The 22,464-nt window shown below is 72.6% G+C and carries 19 protein-coding genes; 11 read left to right on the plus strand and 8 right to left on the minus strand.

Annotation, left to right across the window (positions count from 1 at the left end; all coding sequences use genetic code 11):
- The first annotated feature begins 696 nt into the window (after nucleotides 1-696).
- The 3 genes from ACZ6JS_RS04035 to ACZ6JS_RS04045 all read left to right on the plus strand — a co-directional run bounded on the left by ACZ6JS_RS04035 (nucleotide 697) and on the right by ACZ6JS_RS04045 (nucleotide 4,621).
- Nucleotides 697-2,481, plus strand: coding sequence for a DEAD/DEAH box helicase (locus ACZ6JS_RS04035; protein WP_469295628.1), 1,785 nt, complete (start codon nucleotides 697-699; stop codon nucleotides 2,479-2,481).
- 375 nt (nucleotides 2,482-2,856) lie between these two features.
- Nucleotides 2,857-3,498 carry an IclR family transcriptional regulator gene (locus ACZ6JS_RS04040; RefSeq protein ID WP_030662724.1) on the plus strand — a complete coding sequence of 214 codons (642 nt, stop codon included), beginning with the start codon at nucleotides 2,857-2,859 and terminating at the stop codon, nucleotides 3,496-3,498.
- Nucleotides 3,499-3,823: 325 nt separating this feature from the next.
- The gene (locus ACZ6JS_RS04045; protein ID WP_469295629.1) at nucleotides 3,824-4,621 is read left to right on the plus strand and encodes a S16 family serine protease; all 798 of its coding nucleotides are present in this window, start codon (nucleotides 3,824-3,826) and stop codon (nucleotides 4,619-4,621) included.
- Here ACZ6JS_RS04045 and ACZ6JS_RS04050 read toward each other — a convergent pair.
- The 3 genes from ACZ6JS_RS04050 to ACZ6JS_RS04060 all read right to left on the minus strand — a co-directional run bounded on the left by ACZ6JS_RS04050 (nucleotide 4,551) and on the right by ACZ6JS_RS04060 (nucleotide 7,161).
- The gene (locus ACZ6JS_RS04050; protein WP_469295630.1) at nucleotides 4,551-5,888 is read right to left on the minus strand and encodes an MFS transporter; all 1,338 of its coding nucleotides are present in this window, start codon (nucleotides 5,886-5,888) and stop codon (nucleotides 4,551-4,553) included. The genes ACZ6JS_RS04045 and ACZ6JS_RS04050 overlap by 71 nt on opposite strands.
- An 89-nt stretch (nucleotides 5,889-5,977) precedes the next feature.
- On the minus strand, nucleotides 5,978-6,616 hold the full coding sequence (locus ACZ6JS_RS04055) for an ArsR/SmtB family transcription factor (RefSeq protein ID WP_469295632.1): 639 nt from the start codon (nucleotides 6,614-6,616) through the stop codon (nucleotides 5,978-5,980).
- A 62-nt stretch (nucleotides 6,617-6,678) separates the two neighbouring features.
- On the minus strand, nucleotides 6,679-7,161 hold the full coding sequence (locus tag ACZ6JS_RS04060; protein WP_469295633.1) for an Lrp/AsnC family transcriptional regulator: 483 nt from the start codon (nucleotides 7,159-7,161) through the stop codon (nucleotides 6,679-6,681).
- A gap of 141 nt (nucleotides 7,162-7,302) precedes the next feature.
- Here ACZ6JS_RS04060 and hppD point away from each other — a divergent pair, with 141 nt between their 5' ends.
- A complete protein-coding gene (gene hppD / locus ACZ6JS_RS04065; RefSeq protein ID WP_030847375.1) occupies nucleotides 7,303-8,457 on the plus strand; it encodes a 4-hydroxyphenylpyruvate dioxygenase in 1,155 nt (384 codons plus the stop codon).
- 745 nt (nucleotides 8,458-9,202) lie between these two features.
- Here the strand turns inward: hppD and ACZ6JS_RS04070 are convergent.
- The gene (locus tag ACZ6JS_RS04070; RefSeq protein ID WP_469295634.1) at nucleotides 9,203-10,696 is read right to left on the minus strand and encodes a tetratricopeptide repeat protein; all 1,494 of its coding nucleotides are present in this window, start codon (nucleotides 10,694-10,696) and stop codon (nucleotides 9,203-9,205) included.
- A gap of 96 nt (nucleotides 10,697-10,792) precedes the next feature.
- Here ACZ6JS_RS04070 and ACZ6JS_RS04075 point away from each other — a divergent pair, with 96 nt between their 5' ends.
- Nucleotides 10,793-12,175, plus strand: a complete 1,383-nt coding sequence (locus ACZ6JS_RS04075; RefSeq protein ID WP_469295636.1) for an FAD-binding oxidoreductase — start codon at nucleotides 10,793-10,795, stop codon at nucleotides 12,173-12,175.
- Nucleotides 12,176-12,321: 146 nt separating this feature from the next.
- On the opposite strand, the gene ACZ6JS_RS04080 is transcribed toward ACZ6JS_RS04075, so the two are convergent.
- Nucleotides 12,322-12,801, minus strand: a complete 480-nt coding sequence (locus ACZ6JS_RS04080; RefSeq protein ID WP_469295638.1) for an SsgA family sporulation/cell division regulator — start codon at nucleotides 12,799-12,801, stop codon at nucleotides 12,322-12,324.
- Between the two features lie 257 nt (nucleotides 12,802-13,058).
- Here ACZ6JS_RS04080 and ACZ6JS_RS04085 point away from each other — a divergent pair, with 257 nt between their 5' ends.
- Nucleotides 13,059-14,576 carry an RDD family protein gene (locus tag ACZ6JS_RS04085; protein WP_469295639.1) on the plus strand — a complete coding sequence of 506 codons (1,518 nt, stop codon included), beginning with the start codon at nucleotides 13,059-13,061 and terminating at the stop codon, nucleotides 14,574-14,576.
- Between the two features lie 76 nt (nucleotides 14,577-14,652).
- Nucleotides 14,653-15,381, plus strand: coding sequence for an RDD family protein (locus ACZ6JS_RS04090; protein ID WP_469295640.1), 729 nt, complete (start codon nucleotides 14,653-14,655; stop codon nucleotides 15,379-15,381).
- 95 nt (nucleotides 15,382-15,476) lie between these two features.
- On the opposite strand, the gene ACZ6JS_RS04095 is transcribed toward ACZ6JS_RS04090, so the two are convergent.
- Nucleotides 15,477-15,773, minus strand: a complete 297-nt coding sequence (locus ACZ6JS_RS04095) for a hypothetical protein (RefSeq protein WP_469295641.1) — start codon at nucleotides 15,771-15,773, stop codon at nucleotides 15,477-15,479.
- Nucleotides 15,774-16,248: 475 nt separating this feature from the next.
- Here ACZ6JS_RS04095 and ACZ6JS_RS04100 point away from each other — a divergent pair, with 475 nt between their 5' ends.
- On the plus strand, nucleotides 16,249-18,606 hold the full coding sequence (locus ACZ6JS_RS04100; protein ID WP_469296379.1) for an immune inhibitor A domain-containing protein: 2,358 nt from the start codon (nucleotides 16,249-16,251) through the stop codon (nucleotides 18,604-18,606).
- A gap of 113 nt (nucleotides 18,607-18,719) precedes the next feature.
- Nucleotides 18,720-19,022, plus strand: coding sequence for a hypothetical protein (locus ACZ6JS_RS04105; protein WP_030825287.1), 303 nt, complete (start codon nucleotides 18,720-18,722; stop codon nucleotides 19,020-19,022).
- A 57-nt stretch (nucleotides 19,023-19,079) separates the two neighbouring features.
- Here the strand turns inward: ACZ6JS_RS04105 and ACZ6JS_RS04110 are convergent, their stop codons facing one another.
- Together ACZ6JS_RS04110 and ACZ6JS_RS04115 are read right to left on the minus strand one after the other, a co-directional pair.
- Entirely contained in the window at nucleotides 19,080-19,679 is a 600-nt protein-coding gene (locus ACZ6JS_RS04110) for a nicotinamidase (protein WP_469295643.1), read from the minus strand.
- A 341-nt stretch (nucleotides 19,680-20,020) separates the two neighbouring features.
- Nucleotides 20,021-21,349 carry a nicotinate phosphoribosyltransferase gene (locus ACZ6JS_RS04115; RefSeq protein ID WP_469295644.1) on the minus strand — a complete coding sequence of 443 codons (1,329 nt, stop codon included), beginning with the start codon at nucleotides 21,347-21,349 and terminating at the stop codon, nucleotides 20,021-20,023.
- 80 nt (nucleotides 21,350-21,429) lie between these two features.
- Here ACZ6JS_RS04115 and clpS point away from each other — a divergent pair, with 80 nt between their 5' ends.
- Together clpS and ACZ6JS_RS04125 are read left to right on the plus strand one after the other, a co-directional pair.
- Nucleotides 21,430-21,744, plus strand: coding sequence for an ATP-dependent Clp protease adapter ClpS (gene clpS / locus ACZ6JS_RS04120; protein ID WP_030852121.1), 315 nt, complete (start codon nucleotides 21,430-21,432; stop codon nucleotides 21,742-21,744).
- A complete protein-coding gene (locus ACZ6JS_RS04125; protein ID WP_469295646.1) occupies nucleotides 21,744-22,355 on the plus strand; it encodes a DUF2017 domain-containing protein in 612 nt (203 codons plus the stop codon). Before clpS ends, ACZ6JS_RS04125 begins: the two co-directional genes overlap by 1 nt.
- Nucleotides 22,356-22,464: the final 109 nt, after the last annotated feature.

The raw sequence follows: 22,464 nt of genomic DNA on the forward strand, positions 1-22,464 counted from the left end.
CGACGTTGCCGTCCGTGAACCAGGTCGCCATCGGGCCCCCCGCCGCCGAGTGCGCGGAGCCGGGCGTCCGGCCGATGCCGCCGGGCGCCCGGTGATGCCACCGGGTGCCCGCCCGCAGGCGTCGTACCGGAGCCCTACGGGACCACCCGCGGGCGGAGCGGAAGAAGCTCGCGGAAGCGGTCGGACGGCTCGCCGAGCGGCATGCCCCTCCTGCCCAGGCTCGGCGGGTGCACACCACCGGGTGCCACCGGCACCTCACCTCGCCGAGGCGCTGGACCTTCGGGGGTGCCTCGCCGATCAGGCCGGGTCTGCGGTGGCTGGTGTCGCGCCCCGCCGCGTTGTCCCGCCGGCCCTCGTTACGGGCAGGGCCGCGGCCCTGCTCCACGGCATCCGCCAACCACCCCGCGTCGACGGGAACAAGCGCGGCGCATGGCCGGCCGCCGCGACGTTCCTCGCGGCCCACGGGGTCGATCTCGCCGCCGCGGACCAGCAGCTCGCCTCCGGCCCGGTCATCGGCGTGGCGGCGGGAGAGGCGAGGCGGAGATCGCGGCGATCGCCGGGCGGCTGCGCTCCGTGTGACGCTCGCCGCACCGCCCGAGGTCACGGGCCTGTCCCTCCGCGAGGGGCGGGCCCGCCCCGGTAGGGTGGCCCGGTTGTCCTACGTACGACCGCCGCCGAGAGCACGAACCGGAGACCGTGACTACTACCGCCTCCCACCACCTCTCACCCGCCTTCCCCGGCCGTGCCCCATGGGGCACCGCCAGCAAGCTGCGCGCCTGGCAGCAGGGAGCGCTGGACCGCTATATCCAGAACCAGCCCCGCGATTTCCTCGCCGTCGCCACCCCCGGAGCAGGCAAGACCACCTTCGCCCTGACCCTCGCCTCCTGGCTGCTCCACCACCACGTGGTGCAGCAGGTGACCGTCGTCGCACCCACCGAGCACCTCAAGAAGCAGTGGGCGGAGGCCGCCGCCCGGATAGGCATCCGGCTGGACCCCGAGTACTCGGCGGGCCCGCTCAGCAAGGACTACCACGGCGTCGCCGTCACCTACGCCGGTGTCGGCGTGCGCCCCATGCTCCACCGCAACCGCTGCGAGCAGCGCAAGACCCTGGTGATCCTCGACGAGATCCACCACGCGGGCGACTCGAAGTCCTGGGGCGAGGCCTGCCTGGAGGCCTTCGACCCGGCGACCCGGCGGCTCGCGCTGACGGGCACCCCCTTCCGGTCCGACACCAACCCCATCCCGTTCGTGACCTACGAGGAGGGCAACGACGGGATCCGTCGGTCCTCCGCCGACTACACCTACGGCTACGGCAACGCGCTCGGCGACGGAGTCGTCCGGCCGGTCATCTTCCTCTCCTACAGCGGCAACATGCGCTGGCGGACCAAGGCCGGCGACGAGATCGCCGCCCGCCTCGGCGAGCCGATGACCAAGGACGCCATCTCGCAGGCCTGGCGCACCGCCCTGGACCCGCGCGGCGACTGGATGCCCAACGTGCTGCGGGCCGCCGACCAGCGGCTCACCGAGGTCCGCAAGGGCATCCCGGACGCGGGCGGCCTCGTCATCGCCTCCGACCAGGACTCGGCGCGCGCGTACGCCAAGCTCATCCGGGAGATCACCGGGACGAAGCCGACCCTGGTGCTCTCCGACGACACCGGGGCCTCGAAGAACATCGACACCTTCAGCGCGAACGACGACCGCTGGATGGTCGCGGTCCGCATGGTGTCCGAGGGCGTCGACGTGCCGCGCCTCGCGGTCGGCGTGTACGCGACCACGATCTCCACTCCGCTGTTCTTCGCCCAGGCCGTCGGACGTTTCGTGCGCTCGCGCAGGCGCGGCGAGACGGCGTCGGTGTTCCTTCCGACCATTCCCTACCTCCTCGGCTTCGCCAACGAGATGGAGGTCGAGCGCGACCACGTGCTCGACAAGCCGAAGAAGCAGGGCGAGGAAGACCCGTACGCCGAGTCCGAGAAGGAGATGGACGAGGCGAACCGGCAGGAGGACGAGGACACCGGCGAGGACGAGCAGATGTCCTTCGAGGCACTGGAGTCCGACGCCGTCTTCGACCGGGTCCTGTACGACGGGGCCGAGTTCGGCATGCAGGCGCACCCGGGCAGCGAGGAGGAGCAGGACTACCTCGGCATCCCCGGGCTGCTGGAGCCGGACCAGGTGCAGATGCTGCTGCAGAAGCGGCAGTCCCGGCAGATCGCGCACAGCCGGCGCAAGCCCGACTCCGAGGCGGACCTCCTGGAGCTGCCTGCCGACCGGCGGCCGGTCGTTTCGCACAAGGAACTGCTGGAGCTGCGCAAGTCGCTCAACACGATGGTGGGCGCGTACGTCCACCAGAGCGGGAAGCCGCACGGGGTGATCCACACGGAGCTGCGCCGCGTCTGCGGCGGGCCGCCGAGCGCGGAGGCGACGGCGGGGCAGATCCGCGAGCGCATCAAGAAGGTGCAGGAGTGGGCGACCCGCATGCGCTGAGGGGGCGCATGCGGTGAATGCGGCGAACGTGGTGAGTTCGTCCGGAATGCGTGACGGGGTCCGTGCGGAGGTTCGCACGGACCCCGTGTTCGTCCCGTCATCTCTGCGCCTGTGCGAATCGTTGTCACGAATCGACACTTGAGGCGATCAGGAAACGGCACAAACAGGTAGCTCGCGCCCGGATTCTGGACGAGCCCTTCCGCTGAGCGGACCTGCTCGCTACATTCCCCGCATCGAACGCACCGTGGCAGCGCCGCCGCGGGAGCGCAGCCGGTGCAATGGCCGCTACCGGCGGCCTCTCCTGTGCGCCGCCGTGGGACCGGCGACGCACCACCCCGAGAGTCACCGCCGCTCACCGAAAGAGGGAGAGGCGTCGTGACCGCGGAAACCTCCCAGACTCTCGACAGAGGGCTCAGAGTCCTCAAACTGCTCGCCGACACCGACCACGGTCTGACCGTCACCGAGCTCTCCAACCGCCTCGGCGTCAACCGCACGGTTGTCTACCGGCTCCTCGCCACGCTCGAACAGCACGCCCTGGTCCGCCGCGACCTCGGCGGCCGGGCCAGGGTCGGACTCGGGGTCCTGCGGCTGGGCCGACAGGTGCACCCCCTCGTGCGCGAGGCGGCCCTGCCGGCGCTGCGGTCCCTCGCCGAGGACATAGGCGCGACCGCGCACCTGACCCTCGTCGACGGCACCGAGGCGCTCGCCGTCGCCGTCGTGGAGCCGACCTGGACGGACTACCACGTGGCCTACCGGGCCGGTTTCCGCCACCCGCTGGACCGGGGCGCCGCCGGGCGGGCCATCCTGGCCGCGCGTCAGGGCTCCCTCATCGAGCCGGGGTACACGCTGACCCACGGCGAGCTCGAAGCGGGCGCCAGCGGCGCCGCGGCGCCGCTGGTGGGCATCAGCGGGCTGGAGGGCAGCGTAGGCGTCGTCATGCTGGCCGACGCCGTGCCGGAGCGGGTCGGGCCGCGGGTGGTCGACGCGGCGCGCGAGGTCGCCGACGCCCTTCGCTAGGCCGCGGGCTCGGTGGGCGTCCTCCGCCGGGCCGCGGCTCGGCGGCCGCTCTGCCCTCGGCCGCTGTGCCGCTCTGCCGCCGGCCGCCTGCCGTGGGCTCGGTGGGCGGGCCACGGGCCGCGGGCTCGGCGTGTCCGGGGGCTGTTGCGGTGCCGGGTGCGGCGCCGTTGCGCGGGCGCTGCCCCCAGCCCCCGCGCCTCGAACTCGCCCGGACACCGCTGGGAGGTTCCCTGGCGGGGCGGGAAGGGTGGGGGCTTCGCCCCGGATCCCGTGCCTCGAACACCGGCGGGGCCGGGTGGTGCGACGGGGCGGATAGATTGGGCGGGTGCTCTCTCGCCTCACACGTCTGCCGCGTCCCGCCGCCCTGGCCGTCTGTGCCGTGCCCGTGCTCGGGCTGTTCGCCGCAGCGGCCTTGGCCCCGCTGCCCTTCGTGGTCGCCGTGCCCGGGCTGACGGCCGACGTGCTGGGGTCCGACCAGGGCAAGCCCGTCATCACCGTCTCCGGGGCACCCGTCCGGGACACCGAGGGCCAGCTGCGGATGACCACCATCCGCGCCACCGGCCCGTCATCGACGATGACGCTGGGCGAACTCGTCGGCCACTGGTTCAAGACCGACCAGGCGGTCCTTCCGCGGGAGGCCGTCTACTCCTCCGGCGGAAGCGACGAGGAGATCGAGAAGCACAATCTGGAGGAAATGGCCAAGTCGCAGTCGGCCGCCGCCGACGCCGCCCTCGGCTTCCTCCGCAAGGACCCCAAGGACGTGAAGGTCCAGCTCAACCTCGCCGATGTCGGCGGCCCGAGCGCCGGCCTCCTCTTCTCCCTCGGCATCATCGACAAGCTCGACGGCGACGGCAGCGGCGGCGACCTCACCGGCGGCCGCAACATCGCCGGCACGGGCACCATCACCGCCGACGGCAAGGTCGGCGCCGTCGGCGGGGTGGCCCTGAAGACCCAGGCCGCACGGCGCGACGGGGCCAGCGTGTTCCTCGTACCGAAGGCCGAGTGCGCGGACGCGCAGTCCGAGCTGCCCGAGGGCCTGCAGCTGGTCCCCGTCACTTCGCTGACGGATGCGGTGAACTCTCTGCGCGCACTGAACCGGGGAGAGCCGGCCCCGTCCTGCTGACCTCCGGCCGGCGCTCCATCCCGCGCCAGGCCGGGAAGACCAGCGGGGCGAGCGTCGTGAGCAGGTACGTGCCGCCGAAGAGCAGCAGCGCGGCGCCCACCCCGAAGCCGTCGACGAGCAGGCCCGCGGCCAGTCCGCCCATCGGCATGGTCAGCTCGCAGCCCGCCGTGGTCACCCCCGCGACACGGCTGCGCAGCTCCTCCGGGACCCGCTCGTACATGACCGTGGACAGGATCGGGTTCAGCATGCCCACGCCCAGCCCGGCCAGTGCCATCGTCACGGCGAGCGGCAGTGTCGTGTCGGTGAGCGCGGCGACCACGTACCGGCTCGCGCCGGACACCAGGAAGGCCGTCGCGAACACCGCCCGGCGCGGGAACCGTTCGCCCCACGCCCCGTAGAGCAGGGCGCCCAGCAGGGCGAAGCCACCGAAGAGGGAGATCATCAGGCCGATCGTGCCGGCACCGCCGAGGACGTCCCGGCCGTGCACGGGCAGCAGCACCGAGGACCAGCCCTGGTCCAGGCCGTTGGTCATCATGACCATCACCGTGATGCCCAGCAGCAGCCGGGAACGGGTCAGGAAGGCCCAGCCCTCGGCGAGTTCGGCGCGATAGGCGGCGAACGAGACCTTGCCCGCGGCCCGTTGCGGCTCGGCGGCCGGGACCCCGCGCAGGAAGGCGGAGACGAGCAGCGCCGACACCCCGAAGGTGGCCGCGTCCAGCAGCAGGACGGTCTCGGCGCCGAACGCCGCGATCAGTACGCCGGCCGCGGCGGCCCCGATCATCCGTGCGCCGCGCGAGACCGCGTCGTAGAGGCTGGCGGCCCGGGCGAGGGTGGTGCCGGCGTGCTCGGCGAGGTTCGGCAGGAGCACGCCCCGGGCGGTCAGCCCGGGGGTGTGCACGAGGCCGCCGACGGCCATCAGCGCGCACAGCATCCAGAACTCCAGCACACCCAGGTGGTGCAGCAGCGGGATCGCGCCGACCGACAGGCCGCAGATCAGGTCGGAGGCGGCGGAGACCCGGCGGCGGCCCATCCGGTCGATGACCGGTCCGCCGACCAGGGCGGCCACGACGACGGGCAGGGTGGCGCAGAAGGCGACGATCCCGGCCCGGCCGGCGCTGCCCGTGGTCTGGAGCACGAACCACGGAACGCCGATGAGGGTGAGCGAACTGCCGGCGATGGAGATGGTGTTGGCGGCCAGTACGGCGGCCAGCGGACGCCGGCCCGTGGGGCGTAAGGGCCGGCTGCGGGCATGGTCGGCGGAAGGCACGGCGAACTCCTCGGGTGCGGCGGACGGCGGTGCGGCGGCACTGGGCGGCGCGGGGGGAGTGCGGTGCGGCGGAAGGCCGCACGCGGGCGCTATTCGGACGCGGAGCGCGGGAGGACGTGCGTGTGGACGCGGACCGTCCGGGTGTCCTCGGCCTCGGGCAGGTCCCGGTAGGTGTTGACCACGTCGTGCAGTCGGCCGACCAGCTCCTCGCTCTGCCCGGCCGTCAGCCGCAGGGTGAAGTCGCTGAGGTCGGCGCCGGGCTCCCAGCGGCCCAGCCGGTTCCGGGCCTCGGAGATCCAGGCGGAGACCTCCTGGGTGTGGTTCGCGGCGACGGTCTGAAGGAAGACCTCGGCCGCGCCGCTCGTGGCCGGGTCGGCGTCGTGGATCAGCGATCCGTCGAAGGCGGTGCCCTCGTGCACGGCCTGCCACCAGCGCTCCCGGCCCTTGCCGTGGCCGGGCGCGTCCTCGACGAAGCCGTGCGCGGCGAGCCGGCGCAAGTGGTAGCTGGTGGATCCGCTGGACTCGCCGAAGCGCTCGGCGAGTTGGGAGGCGGTGGCGGGGCCCTCCCGGCGCAGGGCCGCAAGCAGCTGCATCCGCAGGGGGTGGGCGAGGCCGCGCAGGGCGCTGGCGTCGAGCATCCGGAGGGTGGGCTCCACGGGCGCCCGCCCCTCCGCGGGCGCGTTCTCGGGGCGGCTTTCGGGACGGCTCTGCGAACTGCTCTGGGGCATGCCTCGACCCTAGGGATGCAAAGGTTTCTCTGCAAGGGTTTCTTTGCATAGAACTCTTTGCGTCACTGGGTCCGGGGGTCGTCCTCCGCGGCCTGCTGCACCAGCGGGATGATCCGGAAGGGCACCGGGTTCTCCATCACGATCGCCGTCGAGGCGCGGACGATCCCGTCGAAGCCCACGACGCGGTCGATCACGCGCTGGAGATCGGCGTTCGAGCGGGCCACCAGCCGGCACAGCATGTCCCCGTGCCCGGTGGTGGTGTGCAGCTCCAGCACCTCGGGGACCCCGTCCAGGTGTGCCCGTACGTCGGCCCCCTGCCCCTGCTTGATCTCCAGTGTCGCGAAGGCGGTCACCGGATATCCGAGGGCCGTCGGGTCGACCTGCGGGCCGAACCCCCGGATCACCCCGCTGGACTGGAGCCGGTCGAGGCGCGCCTGCACCGTCCCGCGGGCCACACCCAGACGGCGCGAGGCCTCCAGTACCCCTATCCGGGGCTCACGGGCCAGCAGGACGATGAGCCGGCCGTCGAGATCGTCGATGCCCATGGATGCCTCCGGGTGCCCACGCGTGCTCGCGGGTGGTCATAGTGCGCAGATGTTTCAGCCATCCTCCGCCCGTGCTGTGCAGTTTGTACAGTCGTTCTGGAAACTATTGCGCAGCTTGTGGATCGGCGGGAATCTGCGGTCATGACTGAGTCTCTGGCGAACCTCGAAACCACCCCGCACACCGCGCGTGAGGCGGACCCGTTCCCGGTGAAGGGCATGGACGCGGTCGTCTTCGCCGTCGGCAACGCCAAGCAGGCCGCGCACTACTACTCGACCGCGTTCGGCATGAAGCTCGTCGCCTACTCCGGACCGGAGAACGGCAGCCGCGAGACGGCCAGCTACGTCCTGACGAACGGCTCCGCCCGCTTCGTGCTGACCTCGGTCATCAAGGCGACGACCGACCACGGCCGCTTCCTCGCCGAGCACGTCGCCGAGCACGGCGACGGCGTCATCGACCTCGCCATCGAGGTCCCCGACGTCCGCGCCGCCTACGCGTACGCCGTCGAGCAGGGCGCCCGCGGCCTGGACGAGCCCTACGAGGTCAAGGACGAGCACGGCACGGTCGTGCTGGCCGCGATCGCGACGTACGGCCAGACCCGCCACACGCTGGTCGAGCGCGGCGACTACACCGGCCCCTACCTGCCGGGCTACGTGGCCGTCGAGCCGATGGTCGAGGGCCCGGCCAAGCGCACCTTCCAGGCCATCGACCACTGCGTCGGCAACGTGGAACTCGGCCGCATGAACGAGTGGGTCGCCTTCTACAACAAGGTCATGGGCTTCACGAACATGAAGGAGTTCGTGGGCGACGACATCGCGACCGAGTACTCGGCGCTGATGTCCAAGGTGGTCGCGGACGGCACCAAGAAGGTCAAGTTCCCGATCAACGAGCCGGCGATCGCGAAGAAGAAGTCGCAGATCGACGAGTACCTGGAGTTCTACAACGGCCCCGGTGTCCAGCACATCGCGCTGGCCTCGAACGACATCGTCTCCACGGTCCGCTCGATGCGTGCCGCGGGCGTCCAGTTCCTGTCCGTCCCGGACACGTACTACGACACGCTCGGCGAGTGGGTCGGCGACACCCGGGTGCCGATCGACGAACTGCGCGAGCTGAAGATCCTCGCCGACCGCGACGAGGACGGCTACCTGCTGCAGATCTTCACCAAGCCGGTGCAGGACCGCCCGACGGTCTTCTTCGAGATCATCGAGCGCCACGGCTCGATGGGCTTCGGCAAGGGCAACTTCAAGGCCCTGTTCGAGGCCATCGAGCGCGAGCAGGAGAAGCGCGGCAACCTCTGACATCGCGCACGCGCCTTCAGGCCCCCGGCAGCCGCCGGGGGCCTCGGGCTGCCGTCGGCCCCGGTGCGGGGGCGGACACGCCGCCGCGTGGTGCCCTCCGGAGGGGAGCGGGCCGAAACGCGGCGCCGTGCCGCACCCCGCACCGGGCCGCACGGTCGGCTCCACCGCACGGCTGTGCCGGGCCGCACTGATGGGGTGTCGCCGCCGGGCAGGGGCCCCACCCGACGGCCCCTCCAGGCCGCAGGCGCGGCGCCCCCGCGTGCCCCACGGACGCACCGCCCGGCTGGCCGCCCCTGTCGTGCCCTGCCGTAGTCGGGGCGCCCCGGCGTGTGCCGCGGGCGTACGGTCCCGCCGTCCCCGGCGGGACCTCCGCCCCGTCGTGCCCCGCCGCATGCCGGGGGCCCCGGTGTGCCACGGGTGCACTGTCCGGCCGGCCGTCCCTGTCGGCGGATCCGCCCCCGTCGTTCGCTGCCGCGGGCGCGGCTCCGGCGTGCCGCACGGGTGCACCGTCCGGCCGGCCGTCCCTGGCGGTGGCTCCGTCGGCGCCGCCGTCGTCTTCCCTGCCGCAGGTATTGCACCGGCCGCGGCGGCGCGCCGAGCAGTCGGCGCGCCGCAGGCCGGAGGCGGTCCGCCGGCCGCTGCGCCCGGTGCCCGCGCACCGGGCCGGCGGCGGTCCGCGCCCGTGCCCGCCCTCACCGCAGGAGGGGACACCCGGTGCGCGCGGCGCGCGGTCTTCGGGTGCGCGTCAGCGGCCGGCGGACGGGGACGGCTTCGGCTTCGGCTGCGGGTCGGGCTTCGGGAGCTCAGGCTCGACCCACGGCGTGACCGGCTGCAGGTGCTCCGGGCCGCCCGGCGGCGGCTGCCCGATCGCCGCCAGCGCCTCCTTCGCCAGCGGCCCCCGCACCGGCGAGAAGTACGGGTTCGTACGCAACGCCTCCTGCAAGTGCCGCCGCGCGCCGGCCTCGTCGCCCAGGGCCCGCTCGATCATCGCCCGGTGGTAGGCGAAGTCGGCGCTGCGCAGGCCCGGCTCCGTCGCCTTCTTCGCGTACTCCAGTGCCGCCGTATGATCACCCGCCCGGTGCAGCGCCCACCCCAGCGCGTCCGCGGCCTGCATGCTCTTGTGCCGCTCCCACTCCTGCGACAGGCGCCGCACCGCCGCCGCCGGATCCCCGTGGTCCGCCTCGTACAGGCCCAGGACCACGTCGTCGTCCACCCCGTTCGCGCCGTCCCGGACCGCCATCGTCGCCAGAGCCTCGTACTGCGCGCGCGCCTCCTGCTCCCGGCCCAGCGACTCCAGCAGCTCGCCCAGCTCCCGGGCCAGCTGCGGCACCGGGGTACGGCCCAGCGCCATCCGGTAGTCCCGCACCGCCTCCCCGCCGCGCCCCAGCGCCGCCAGCGCCCGCGCCCGGCCCGCCAAGGCCTCCGCCTGCGCCGGATCCGTCCGCAGCGCCCCCTCGTACTGCCGCAGCGCCTCCGCCGGGTCGCCCCGCTCCCAGGACAGCTCCCCGAGCCGGAACAGCGCGTACGCCTTCTCCGCCGGGGCCTTCGCCGCGGCCGCCGCCGACTCCATCGACACCACCGCGTCCTCACGCCAGCCGCGGTCCCGGTACACCTGCGAGGCCCTGATGTGGGCAGCCAGCCCCGGCCGCAGCTCCATCAGCAGCTCCATCGCCTTCTGGGCGCCCTTGTAGTCGCCGAGCCCCGTGTACGCGTCCACCAGCACCGGGTACGCCGTCCACCGCCGCGGCGCCTGCGCCCGTACCAGCTCGCCCCACTTCTTGCCGGTCCCGAAGTCCCGCCGTGCATTGGCCAGCGAGCCCATCGCCGTCATCGCGTCGAAGTTGCCCTTCTCCGCGGGGCGCACCTCCAGCGACCGCTTCAGCGCCTTCTCCGCCTTCGGGTACCAGGCCGAGTCCGCCGTACGCCGCGCCTGTTCGAGGTAGGCGGAGCCGAGGACCGCCCACGAGGCGTCGTCGTCGGCGTGCGAGGCAACCCACTTCTCCCGGTCCGCCACCAGCGCCACCACGTCCGCAGCCGAGGCGGGTGCGCCCATGCCCACCGCCGCGGCGGCGCGTTCGCTCGGCCCCGGCGGGCGGGCGTCGTCACCGGTCCGGGCCGGCCGGATCAACAGGGCCCCGGCGATCAGGACCACTGCCACCCCGGCGGCCACGAGCGTCTTGCGGCCGGTGAAGGTCACGGGCGGCGCCGGCGTCTGCGAATCCTCGTCGAAACGGTCCATGGGGTCACTGTGCGTCAATATGAAGAGCATGCCGGGGTGTCCGAAGACGTGCGCGGGCGTGTTCACACCGATGGCCCCGGCTGCCACGCTGGCCTCATGGATGATGACCTCTCCGCACGTCTGCGAGCGAGCCTCCTCGAAGGGCTCCCCGCCGACGCCCTGCTCACCGACCCCCAGGTGACCGCCTCCTACGCCACCGACATGGCCAGCTTCTGCGCCGCCGGCACCCCGGCGGTCGTCGTCCTGCCCCGGACCGTCGAACAGGTGCAGCACGTCATGCGCACCGCCACCGCCCTGCGGATCCCCGTGGTCCCGCAGGGCGCCCGTACGGGCCTGTCGGGCGGAGCCAACGCCTCCGACGGCTGCATCGTGCTGTCCCTGGTGAAGATGGACCGGATCCTCGAGATCAGCGCCGTCGACCGGATCGCCGTGGTCGAGCCGGGCGTGGTCAACGCGGCCCTCTCACGCGCCGTCGCCGAACAGGGGCTGGCCTACCCGCCCGACCCCTCCAGCTGGGAGCAGTGCACCATCGGCGGCAACATCGGCACCGCCTCGGGCGGCCTGTGCTGCGTCAAGTACGGCGTCACCGCCGAGTACGTGCTCGGCCTCGACGTCGTGCTGGCGGACGGGCGGCTGCTGCGCACCGGCCGCCGCACCGCCAAGGGCGTCGCCGGATACGACCTCACCCGGCTCTTCGTCGGCTCCGAAGGAAGCCTCGGAATCGTCGTCCAGGCCGTCCTCGCCCTCAAGCCGGCGCCTCCCCGGCAGCTGGCCCTGGCCGCCGAGTTCCCCTCCGTGGCCGCCGCCTGCGAAGCCGTCTGCGCCGTCATGGAGGCCGGACTGACCCCCTCCCTGCTGGAACTGATGGACCGTACGACCGTCCACGCCGTCAACGCCCTCGGCAGGATGGGCCTGCCCGAGGCCACCGAGGCGCTGCTGCTCGCCGCCTTCGACACCCCGCACGCCCCCGAGGACCTCGCCGCCGTGGGGGAGCTGTGCACCGCCGCCGGAGCCACCGCCGTCGTGCCCGCCGAGGACCAGGCGGAGTCGGAACTGCTGCTCCAGGCCCGCCGGATGGCCTTCCCCGCCCTGGAGGCGCTCCGGCCCGCCACGATGATTGACGACGTGTGCGTGCCGCGCTCGCGGCTCGGGGAGATGCTCGACGGGACCGCCGCCATCGCCCGCGCCCAGGACCTCCTCATCGGCGTCTGCGCACACGCCGGCGACGGCAACACACACCCGATCGTCTGCTTCGACCCGGCCGACGAGGACGAGACGCGGCGGGCCCGCGAGTCCTTCGGCGAGATCATGGAGCTCGGCCTCTCCCTCGGTGGCACCATCACCGGCGAACACGGGGTCGGCGTCCTGAAGAAGGAATGGCTGGCGCGTGAACTCGGCCCGGTCGCGATGGAGATGCAGCACGCCGTCAAGCAGGCCTTCGATCCACTGGGACTCCTCAACCCGGGCAAGCTCTTCTGAGGCGCGGGCGGCCCCTTCCGGCACCCGTACGGGCCCCTCCGGGACCCGCACGGACTCTTCCGACCGTATGAGGCGGAGGTGACCGCCCCGCCTGCGGCGGCCGCCCGGCCTGCGGCCGCCGCCGGGGGTCCGGGGACCGTGCGTCATCACAGGTCCCCGTCCGCCGACTCGTCCGACGGCCACGGGTCGCGCAGCCACAGGTCGTCGGCCGGGGTAGGGGCGAGCAGCTCCGCCAGCGCGGCGTCCAGGCCGAGCCGCTCCGACTCGCTGCCGGGCGGGACGACCCGCAGGGTCCGCTCCAGCCAGGCCGACACGGCGAGGGCCGACGCCTCCAGGAGGGCGTCGCCGTCGGGGGAGCTGAGCGCCATGCAGAGCACCGCCTCGTTGTCGACCTTCGTGGGCCAGATCCGGACGTCGCCGTGCCCGCAGGGACGGAACACCCCCTCGACGAGCAGCTCGCGCGCGAAGGTCCAGTGGACCGGGGCGCTGGAGCCCGTGTGGAAGGTGACGTGGACGGCAAACGGGTCTTCCGTGAGGTAGAGCAGGCGCGCCGGGACGGGGATGCTGCGCTCCGGTGAGAGGACCAGCTTCAGTTCCAGCTCGCGCTCGATGACGGGGTGGTGCATGACGGCCTCACTTCGGTCGGTGCGTGGGGCCGGATGGCACCCCACACCCGCAGAGAGCCCCGATGTGCCCGGGTATGACGCGACTTTCGACGACGTACGCGAGATTGGCCGAATCCTGTCGGCTGACCAAAAACCGTCGTGAGGAGTGACGTTCGCTCAATGGCTTGGATTCTCCCGTTACCGGACCTGTCGGGGGGCGGTTCTTGGCTATGGTCCTCCCCTTGCACAAGCCTCAAGCCACGATCGGAGTTGGGGACATGACGGCCTCCCCTGGTGACGGCGAGCACGCGGCCCGCGAGGGCTACTACCCGGATCCGTCCATCCCGGGGTACATCCGGTACTGGAACGGCGCGGCCTGGGTCCCGGGTACGAGCCGCCCTGCCCCGGCGGCGCCCGCACCCGTCCCCACGCCCGTCCCCGTGCCCGCTCCCGCCCCGGTCCGCCCGCTCCCCGCCCCGGCTTCCGTCGCCGCGCCCGCCGTCCGCGCCGACGAGACGGGGCCGGTGTTCCTGGACGAGACCTCCGTGACCGAGGCGCTGCCGGAACCCGCTCCGGCCGCGGCTGCGGAACCCGAGGCCGCGCAGGCGCCCGTGTGGCAGGCCGACCCAGTGCACCAGGCCGGCTTCGGCGGGCCGCGCGACCGCCGGGTGTCGTGGGGCAGCCCGCAGGAACCCGAGGCCGAGCCGGCAGCCGCACACGCCCCGGCCCCGGCCCCTGAGCCGGCGGCCGAGCCCGAGCCGGGTCGGCCGTCGGCCCGGCCCGCGGGGATCTCCCTGGCCCGTCCGCCGTCCGCCGCGCCGGCACCCGCGAGACTCCCGGCGCAGTCCTCCGCGGGCATCCTCTCGGCGCGCTCCCCGGCCGCGCAGCCCCCGGCCGCCCCCGCCGCCCAGGCGGCCCCCGCGGCTCCGGCGACTCCGGCGGCCCCGGCATGGCCAGACGCCCCCGGAACGGGCGGCCACGGCCCCACCGGGGTCACCTCCGCCTGGCCCGAGGCGACCCCGGCCCCCGCGCCCGCCCGCACTCCCGCCCCCGCGCCCGCCCGCACTCCCGCCCCCGCCCCCGCCCCCGCCCCCGCCCCCGAGCGTGCGCCCGCGCCCGAGCGTGCGCCCGCGCCCGGGCACCCCGAGGTGTGGGAGCCCCGGCCCGCCGGGGTCCGCCCGAAAGTTCCGCAGCCCGCCGCGGACGCCGCCCCGGTGGAGCCGAGGCCCGGGGGGTGGGAGCCGCGCGGATCGCAGGAGGCCTCCACGGGCGCCCGTACCGGCCGCCCCGCGACGCCCCGGGCGGTGTTCGAGCGGATGGCCGACCGGGCCGTGCGCCCCGCCGGGGCGGTGCGCCGTACGCTCGCCCGGGCCGTGGACTCCCTCGTGTTCGGCGCCGTCGCCGCCGCCGTCGCCCGTCCCCTCGTGCCCGGGGCCGCCGCCCACGTCCAGGCGAAGGTGGACGCCGCCCGGGCGAGCGGCCGCACCACGACCGTCTGGCTGCTCGACCCGACCATCGCAGGCAGCCTCGGCCTCGTCTTCGGGGCCGTCCTCCTCTTCGGCGTGCTCTACGAGGCGCTGCCCACCGCCCGCTGGGGCCGCACCCCGGGGAAGAAGCTGCTGGGGGTCCGGGTGCTGGCCACCGCCACCCTGCGCCCGCCGTCCTTCGGCGCCGCCCTGGTGCGCTGGCTCGTGTACGCCTTCCTGGGCCTGCCCGGCAGCCTGTGGTGCCTCGTGAACCGCCCCCGCAGGCAGGGCTGGCACGACAAGGCCGCCAGGACGTACGTGGCCCGCTGAGGGATGTCCCGGGGGTCCTCCTCCGAATGGACGCGGTCCCGTTGCGGGGATGGCGGACCCGGGTTCGACTCGGGCCATGAGTACCGACCAGCCGCCGCCGGGCCAGCCGCCCGAGGAAGACCCGTTCCTCAAGAAGCCCCAGGAACCGACGCCTCCGTCGGGCGGTTCGCCGTACGGCCCGCCGCCCCCCGGAAGCGGCGGCCCGCCGCCCCCGGGAGGACCGGGCCCCGGCGGCGGGGGATATCCGCCCCCTCCGCCCCCGTACGGCGGCGGAGGCGACCCGTACGGTGGCGGCGGCGGCTACGGCATGCCCGACCCGCTGGCCGGCATGCCCCCGCTCGCCGACTTCGGCAAGCGGCTCGCCGCGCGCGCCGTCGACGTGCTGATCGTCGCCGTGCCGCTGTTCCTCATCCAGCTGGCCTTCGGCACGAACCGCTACACGGTCGAGACCGACCGGGGCGAGGACGTCAGCGAGGTCTTCACCAAGTCGTACAGTGGCAGCGGTCTGCTCATGACGCTGATCTCGATCGTCGCGTATCTCGGCTACGACTGGTGGTTCACCAAGAAGGACGGCCGGACCGTCGGCAAGAAGGCCATGGGGCTGCGCGTCGCCATGCTCAACGACGGCACCGTGCCGAACTCCGGCACCGCGCTGACCCGGGCCGCCGTGCTCTGGCTGCCGACGCTGATCTGCTGCTTCTGCCTGTGGCCGATCGCGCTGATCGTCTCGATCCTCGTCGACAAGCCGTACAAGCAGGGTTTGCACGACAAGGCCGCCAAGACCGTGGTGGTCCAGGCCACCTAGGTCCTGCGGTCACGCCGCACGGGCGCACCCGAGGCGCGGGCGGCCTCCCTCCGGGGAGGCCGCCCGCGCCGCGTCGCGCGCCGGGGGGTGAAGGCTCAGTGGTGCACCGGGTGTTCGGCCGAAGCCGTCCGCGGCTCGGACACCCGGGCGTCCGGCGCCGCCCCCGCGGTGGACGTGGTCGACGCGCCGGCACGCGTACGCGCCGCGTGGCGGCCGCGGCGCTTCGGGGCGGGCACGGTGAGTGCGACGAGCAGACCCAGGGCGAGTGCGGCGGCGGAGATGACCGCGACTCCGAGCCCGGTGCTCGTCTGCGAGAGCAGCAGCATGGCGATCGTCGACACGATGACCGTGGCGGATCCGTACGCGAGCTGTGCGGCGGTGGGACGCGGCATGGCGATATCCGTCCTCGGTGAGGGGGAGGGGGAGTCGGCTCAACCAACTTCGCGCGTCAAGTGACTCTATGACGGAGATGCCCGGGGCAAGCCCCCGGTAAGCGTGACCTAACACACGGTGCCGGAGCACAGGGGGCGCATGGGGTCATTTCTCACGCCCCGTAGGGGGGAGAAAGGGGACGCTACGGACTCGTTCCGGGGTCGGGAAGGGTTCTTCGCCCCGTATGGCAGCAGAACGTCCGGATAGCGGAACTCCCTGACCGCATAGTGCAGTTGTAAGGTTCAAGTCAAGGTCTGTCTTTTCTCGCGTCTCTCCGGTCAAATGTCGTCACTTGAGACGCGCGCCGCGCGGAACCCCCCGCTCCTATGGAGAAGTTCCGAACTCAGACGTTGCGGCCGCGGGAGGGGAACACATCAAGTGACCAGCAATTCCGCCAGACGGCGTGCGATCCGCGCTGCCGCCGTCACCGTGACCATGGCCGCATGTGCGACCAGTGCAACCTTCTTCACCGTCACCGCGGCCCAGGCCGAGGGCAAGGCCCCGGCCGCCCCGGTGGCCGACCGGCAGGACCCGACCACCCCTGCCAAGGTCGTCGAGCACGACCTCAAGGGCCCGTTCAGCGAGCAGCAGGCCCAGCAGCGCAAGGCCGCTCTGGACCAGGTCCTCCAGGGCAAGAAGGGCGTCGAGCAGCGCGGCGCCTCAAAGGTCGTCAAGCTGGACGACAAGAAGTACGTCGAGCTGGGCCGCGAGAAGACCGACAAGATCTTCACGATCCTCGTCGAGTTCGGCGACCAGGTCGACTCCACGACCATGCACGACCCGGACGGCCCCGGCCCCAAGCCGGCCGTCCCGAAGTACGGCGGCACCCCCGGTCCGCTGCACAACACGATCGCGCAGCCCGACCGCGCCAAGGACAACAGCACTGCCTGGCGCAAGGACTTCAGCCGCGACTACTTCCAGGACCTGTACTTCGCCACCGGCGAGGGCAAGCACTCCCTGAAGACGTACTACGAGAAGACCTCCTCGGGCCGCTACTCGGTCGAGGGCGAGGTCGCCGACTGGGTCAAGGTCCCGTACAACGAGGCCCGTTACGGCTCCAACTTCTGCGGCCAGAGCAACTGCTCCAACGTCTGGGACACCGTCAAGGACGGCGTCACGGCGTGGGTCGAGGCCCAGAAGAAGGCCGGGAAGACCGACGCCGAGATCAAGGCGAAGCTGGCCCAGTACGACCTGTGGGACCGCTACGACTTCGACGGCGACGGCAACTTCAACGAGCCCGACGGCTACATCGACCACTTCCAGATCGTCCACGCGGGCGAGGACGAGTCGGCCGGCGGCGGCGTGCAGGGCCCCGACGCCCTGTGGGCGCACCGCTGGTACGCCTACGGCACCTCCGCGGGCAAGACCGGCCCGGACAACAACAAGGCCGGCGGCACCCAGATCGGCAACTCCGGCATCTGGGTCGGCGACTACACGATGCAGCCCGAGAACGGCGGCCTCGGTGTCTTCGCCCACGAGTACGGCCACGACCTGGGTCTGCCCGACCTCTACGACACCTCCGGTGGCGGCGAGAACGGCGTCGGCTTCTGGTCCCTGATGTCGGCCGGCTCCTGGCTCGGCACCGGCAAGGACTCCATAGGCGACATGCCGGGCGACATGACCGCCTGGGACAAGCTCCAGCTGGGCTGGCTGAACTACGACACGGCCAAGGCCGGTACGAAGTCCACCCACAAGCTCGGTGTGGCGGAGTTCAACACCAAGGACAAGCAGGCCCTGGTCGTCGAGCTGCCGAAGAAGAAGGTGCAGACGGACGTCGTCGCTCCCGCCGAGGGTTCCACCCAGTGGTGGAGCAACATGGGTGACGACCTCAAGAACACCCTGACCCGCTCCGTCGACCTGACGGGCAAGACGTCCGCCGCCCTGTCCCTCAAGGGCTGGTGGGACATCGAGGCCGACTACGACTACCTCTACACCGAGGTGTCCACGGACGGCGGCGCCAACTGGACCGCCCTCGCCGGCACCGCCGACGGCACGGCCATCCCGGTCGACGCCGCCGGCAGCCCGTCGCTCACCGGCGTCTCGGGCGCCTGGAAGAACCTGGACTTCTCGCTCGACGCCTACGCGGGCAAGAAGGTCGACCTCCGCTTCCGCTACCAGACGGACGGCGGCGCGGGCGGCAAGGGCTTCACCGCCGACGCCCTCACCATCACCGCGGACGGCTCCGCGCTGTTCACCGACGGCGCCGAGAACGGCGACAACGGCTGGACCGGCAAGGGCTTCTCCCGCATCGGTGCCGGCTTCACCAAGGAGTACGCGCAGTACTACCTGGCCGAGAACCGCCGCTACGTGTCGTACGACTCCACCCTCAAGGTGGGCCCGTACAACTTCGGCTTCGGCAACACCCGTCCGGACTGGGTCGAGCACTACCCGTACCAGGACGGTCTGCTGATCTGGCAGTGGGACACCTCCCAGAAGGACAACAACACCAGCCAGCACCCGGGCCAGGGTCTGATCCTCCCGATCGACGCCAACGCCAAGCCGATGAAGTGGGCGGACGGCACCCTGCTCCGCAACAAGATCCAGCCGTACGACGCCACCTTCAGCGCGTACTCCACGGACGCCTTCACCCTGCACAAGAACGGCGAGTCGCTGTTCCTGAAGCCGAAGCCCGCGAACCTGGTCTTCGACGACCGCAACCCGGGCAAGTACTACTCCGAGGAGAACCCGACCGGATCGGTGAAGGTCACTGACACCAACACCAAGATCAAGATCCTGAAGGAGACCTACGACGGTGAGGTCATGACCGTCGAGGTCGGCCCCTCGAAGAAGTAATCCGGTAAACCAGCAGGTCAAAGCATGATCGGCCGTCGCCCTCTAGCGGGCGGCGGCCGATCGCGTTTAGATGCCCCGGTACGAGGTTCTTATTGACGGGGGAGATGACAGACATGCCCGGTGGAGGTTTCGTCAGATTGCCAGGCGGCAGCGTGGTCGTCGCGCTCACGCTGCCGAGGCCGTCCGGTGAGGGCGGAAACGTTCGCGTGCTGGTGCACGCCGCGAACCGGGCCCGCGCCCTGACCAGGCTGCGGAACCTCGGGATGCGGGCGGTGTACCTGCGGGGCAACGCACAGCCGCCCACGCCCGACGAGGTCACGGCCGTCCTGCACCACCCGGACGGCCTGCTGTGGCGCGGCGCACCCGACCGGGCCCAGGAGCTCTGGCACCCCATCCGCGCCCTGCTGGGCACGTAGGGGGCCTCGCGGGGCGGCTGTGCCCGGGCCTCGCGGGGCGGCCGTGCCCCGGCGTTCCTAGGACCGCGGCCCGAGCGTGCCCACGACGGTCACACCGGCCGCGCGGAGCTCCTCCAGGGCCCGCTCGGTCGTGTGCGGGGCCACGGCCGCCGTCAGGTCCAGCAGGACGCGCGTGGTGAAGCCGGCGCGGGCGGCGTCGAGGGCGGTGGCCTTCACACAGTGGTCGGTGGCGATGCCGACCACGTCGACCTCGCCGACGTGCCGCTCCCGCAGCCAGGCGGCGAGGCCCTCGCCGTTCTCGTCCGCGCCCTCGAAGCCGCTGTACGCGGCCTCGTACGCACCCTTGTCGAAGACCGCCGCGACCGAACCCGAGGCGACGGCGGGCGCGAAGTTCGGATGGAACCCGACACCCTCCGTCCCGGCCACGCAGTGGACCGGCCAGGAGGACTCGTAGTCCGGCTCGGCCGGCGGGTGCGCGAAGTGAGCCCCCGGGTCGATGTGGTGGTCGCGGGTGGCGACGACGTGCCGGTACCCGGCGGTGGCCTGCCCGATCAGCTCGGTGATGGCGGCGGCGACGTCGGCTCCGCCGGTGACCGCGAGGCTGCCGCCCTCGCAGAAGTCGTTCTGTACGTCGACGACGATCAGTGCGCGGTGCATGACGTGTCCTTCGGTTCGTTGTCGTTGTGCGGCGGCGGCCCAGGGGGCTCTTCCCCCACCCCGCCCCTTCCCGAAACTGGGGCTTCGTCCCGGACCCCCGCCGCGATCGAGGCGCGGGGCCCCGGGCGGGGGCCCGCGGCGGCGCCGCACCGGCTCACCGCCGAGCGCCCCGCAGGGCCGGGACCCTTCTCTCGGGTCGGCCCGGATCAGGGAGCGGCGCCCGCTGCCCGGGATCGCAGGGCGGAGGAGGAAGTCCGTGCGGAGCATCGTCGGCCGACGGCGACGCGGCGAGGTCTGCGGTGCCGGGCGTCGCGAGCCCGGCAAGATCCGGCAGAGAGCTCCTACACGTACTCGGTCGGGATCACGGCCTCGCCCCGCGAGAGCTGGGTCGCCGACAGCGGCAGACCCGCGCGCGCCGCGCGGTGGCGGTCGCGGGCCGCCTCCAGCGGCTCGCGGGCGATCACCTCGCCGGCCTTGACCAGGTGCGTCAGCAGTTGCCGGTCGGCCAGGGCCGACGGGACCGGGCCCACGCCGATCACCTCCGCCTCGGCCACCCCGTCGGCGTCCCGCCGCCGCGCCGCCCACTTGCGGCCGCCGATCGAGGTCTTGCCCCCGGTGGACTTCTTGGCCACCGGGGCCAGCGCAGCCTTAGGATCCGCCGAGGTGGCCCGCGCCACCAGCTTGTAGACCATGGAGCACGTCGGGTGCCCGCTGCCCGTCACCAGCTGCGTGCCCACGCCGTACGCGTCCACCGGAGCCGCCGCCAGCGAGGCGATCGCGTACTCGTCCAGGTCCGAGGTGACCACGATCTTCGTGGAGGCCGCCCCCAGCTCGTCCAGCTGCTGGCGCACCCGGTGGGCCACCAGCAGGAGGTCCCCGGAGTCGATCCGCACGGCGCCCAGGTCGGTGCCCGCCACGTCGACGGCGGTGCGTACCGCCTCGGCCACGTCGTAGGTGTCCACCAGGAGCGTGGTGCCGCGCCCCAGGGAGGCCACCTGCGCCGTGAAGGCGTCCCGCTCGCTGTCGTGGACCAGGGTGAAGGCGTGCGCGCTCGTGCCGACGGTGGGGATGCCGTACCGGAAGCCGGCCGCCAGGTCCGAGGTGGAGGCGAAGCCGCCCACGTAGGCGGCCCGCGCCGAGGCGACGGCGGCCAGCTCGTGCGTGCGCCGCGCGCCCATCTCGATCAGCGGCCGGTCGCCGGCTGCCGAGGACATCCGGGAGGCGGCCGCCGCGATCGCCGAGTCGTGGTTGAGGATCGACAGGATCACGGTCTCCAGCAGCACGCACTCGGCGAAGCTGCCCTCCACCCGCAGGATCGGCGAGCCGGGGAAGTAGACCTCACCCTCCGGGTAGCCCCAGATGTCGCCGGAGAAGCGGTACGAGGCCAGCCAGTCCAGCGTCCGCATGTCGACGACGGCCCGCTCGCGCAGGAACTCCAGCACCGCGCTGTCGAAGCGGAAGTTCTCCACCGCGTCCAGCACCCGCCCGGTCCCCGCGACCACCCCGTAGCGGCGTCCCTCGGGGAGCCGCCGGGTGAACACCTCGAAGACCGAGCGGCGGTCGGCGGTGCCGTTGGCCAGGGCGGCCTGCAACATCGTGAGCTCGTAATGGTCCGTGAAGAGCGCTGTCGACGGCACGTCCACCGGCAGGCCCAGGTCCGCAGGGTTCATGGCGGCGATGCTAGCGCACATTTCGTCAAAGTGACGAGATGTGGGTCCCGTTTGTGCAACGGGCCCGTCACGGTGGCAGCATGGGACGAGTGAGTGTTGCTCCCATTGAGATCGAACGCACCGAGTCGGCCGAAGAGACCTTCGCGGTCCCGGAACCCGACGTTCCCTGGGTGACCCTGGTGCACAACGACCCGGTCAACCTCATGAGCTACGTGGCGTACGTGTTCCAGGCGTACTTCGGCTACTCGAAGGACGTGGCGCACAAGCTGATGCTGGACGTCCATCACAAGGGGCGGGCGGTCGTGTCCAGCGGCACCCGCGAGGAAATGGAGCGCGACGTGCAGGCCATGCACGGCTACGGCCTGTGGGCGACCCTCTCCCAGGACCGCACCTGATGGGCCGGTCCACCGGGATGTTCGAGTCCCTGAAGGGCGGCGGAGCCGCCATCGCGCTGGACGAGATCGAGATCTCCATCCTGCGCTCCCTGGCCGTCCAGATGCTGGAGCTGATCGGCCCCGGCGACCCCGAGCCCGCCGAGGATGCCGATCCCCTCGCCGCGCTGTTCGCCGAGGGCCCCAGCGAGCCCCCCTCCGACCCGGCGCTGGCCCGGCTCTTCCCCGACGCCTACGGGTCCCCGGACGGGACCGGCGACCAGGGCGTGGACCCGGTGGAGCTGAAGGCCCGCGCCGCGGAGTTCCGCCGCTACACCGAGAACGACCTGCGCGCCCGCAAGCGCGAGGACGCGCTGGCACTCGTTCGCAGCCTGGACGCGCTCACCCCGGCCGGCGACGCCGCCGCCGTGCTGGAGCTGACCGGCGAGCTGCCGCTGCGCTGGCTCGGCGGGCTCAACGACCTGCGCCTGACCCTCGCCGCCCGGCTCGACATCACCGAGGACGACGAGAGTGCGGCGCTCTTCCGGCTGCCGGACGACGATCCGCGCAAGCCCATGGTGATGGCCTACCTGTGGCTCGGCGGACTCCAGGAATCCTTGATCGAAACCCTCTGAGGAACCTCAAGAGAGGGTGCTGTTCGCTCAGCGGACGCTCAAATCCGGATAACGATCAGATCACCGCCATGCGGTGATCTGTCATGATCACCGACGTTTGTCCGGAAAT

It is taken from the genome of Streptomyces sp. NPDC046349, assembly GCF_055587885.1.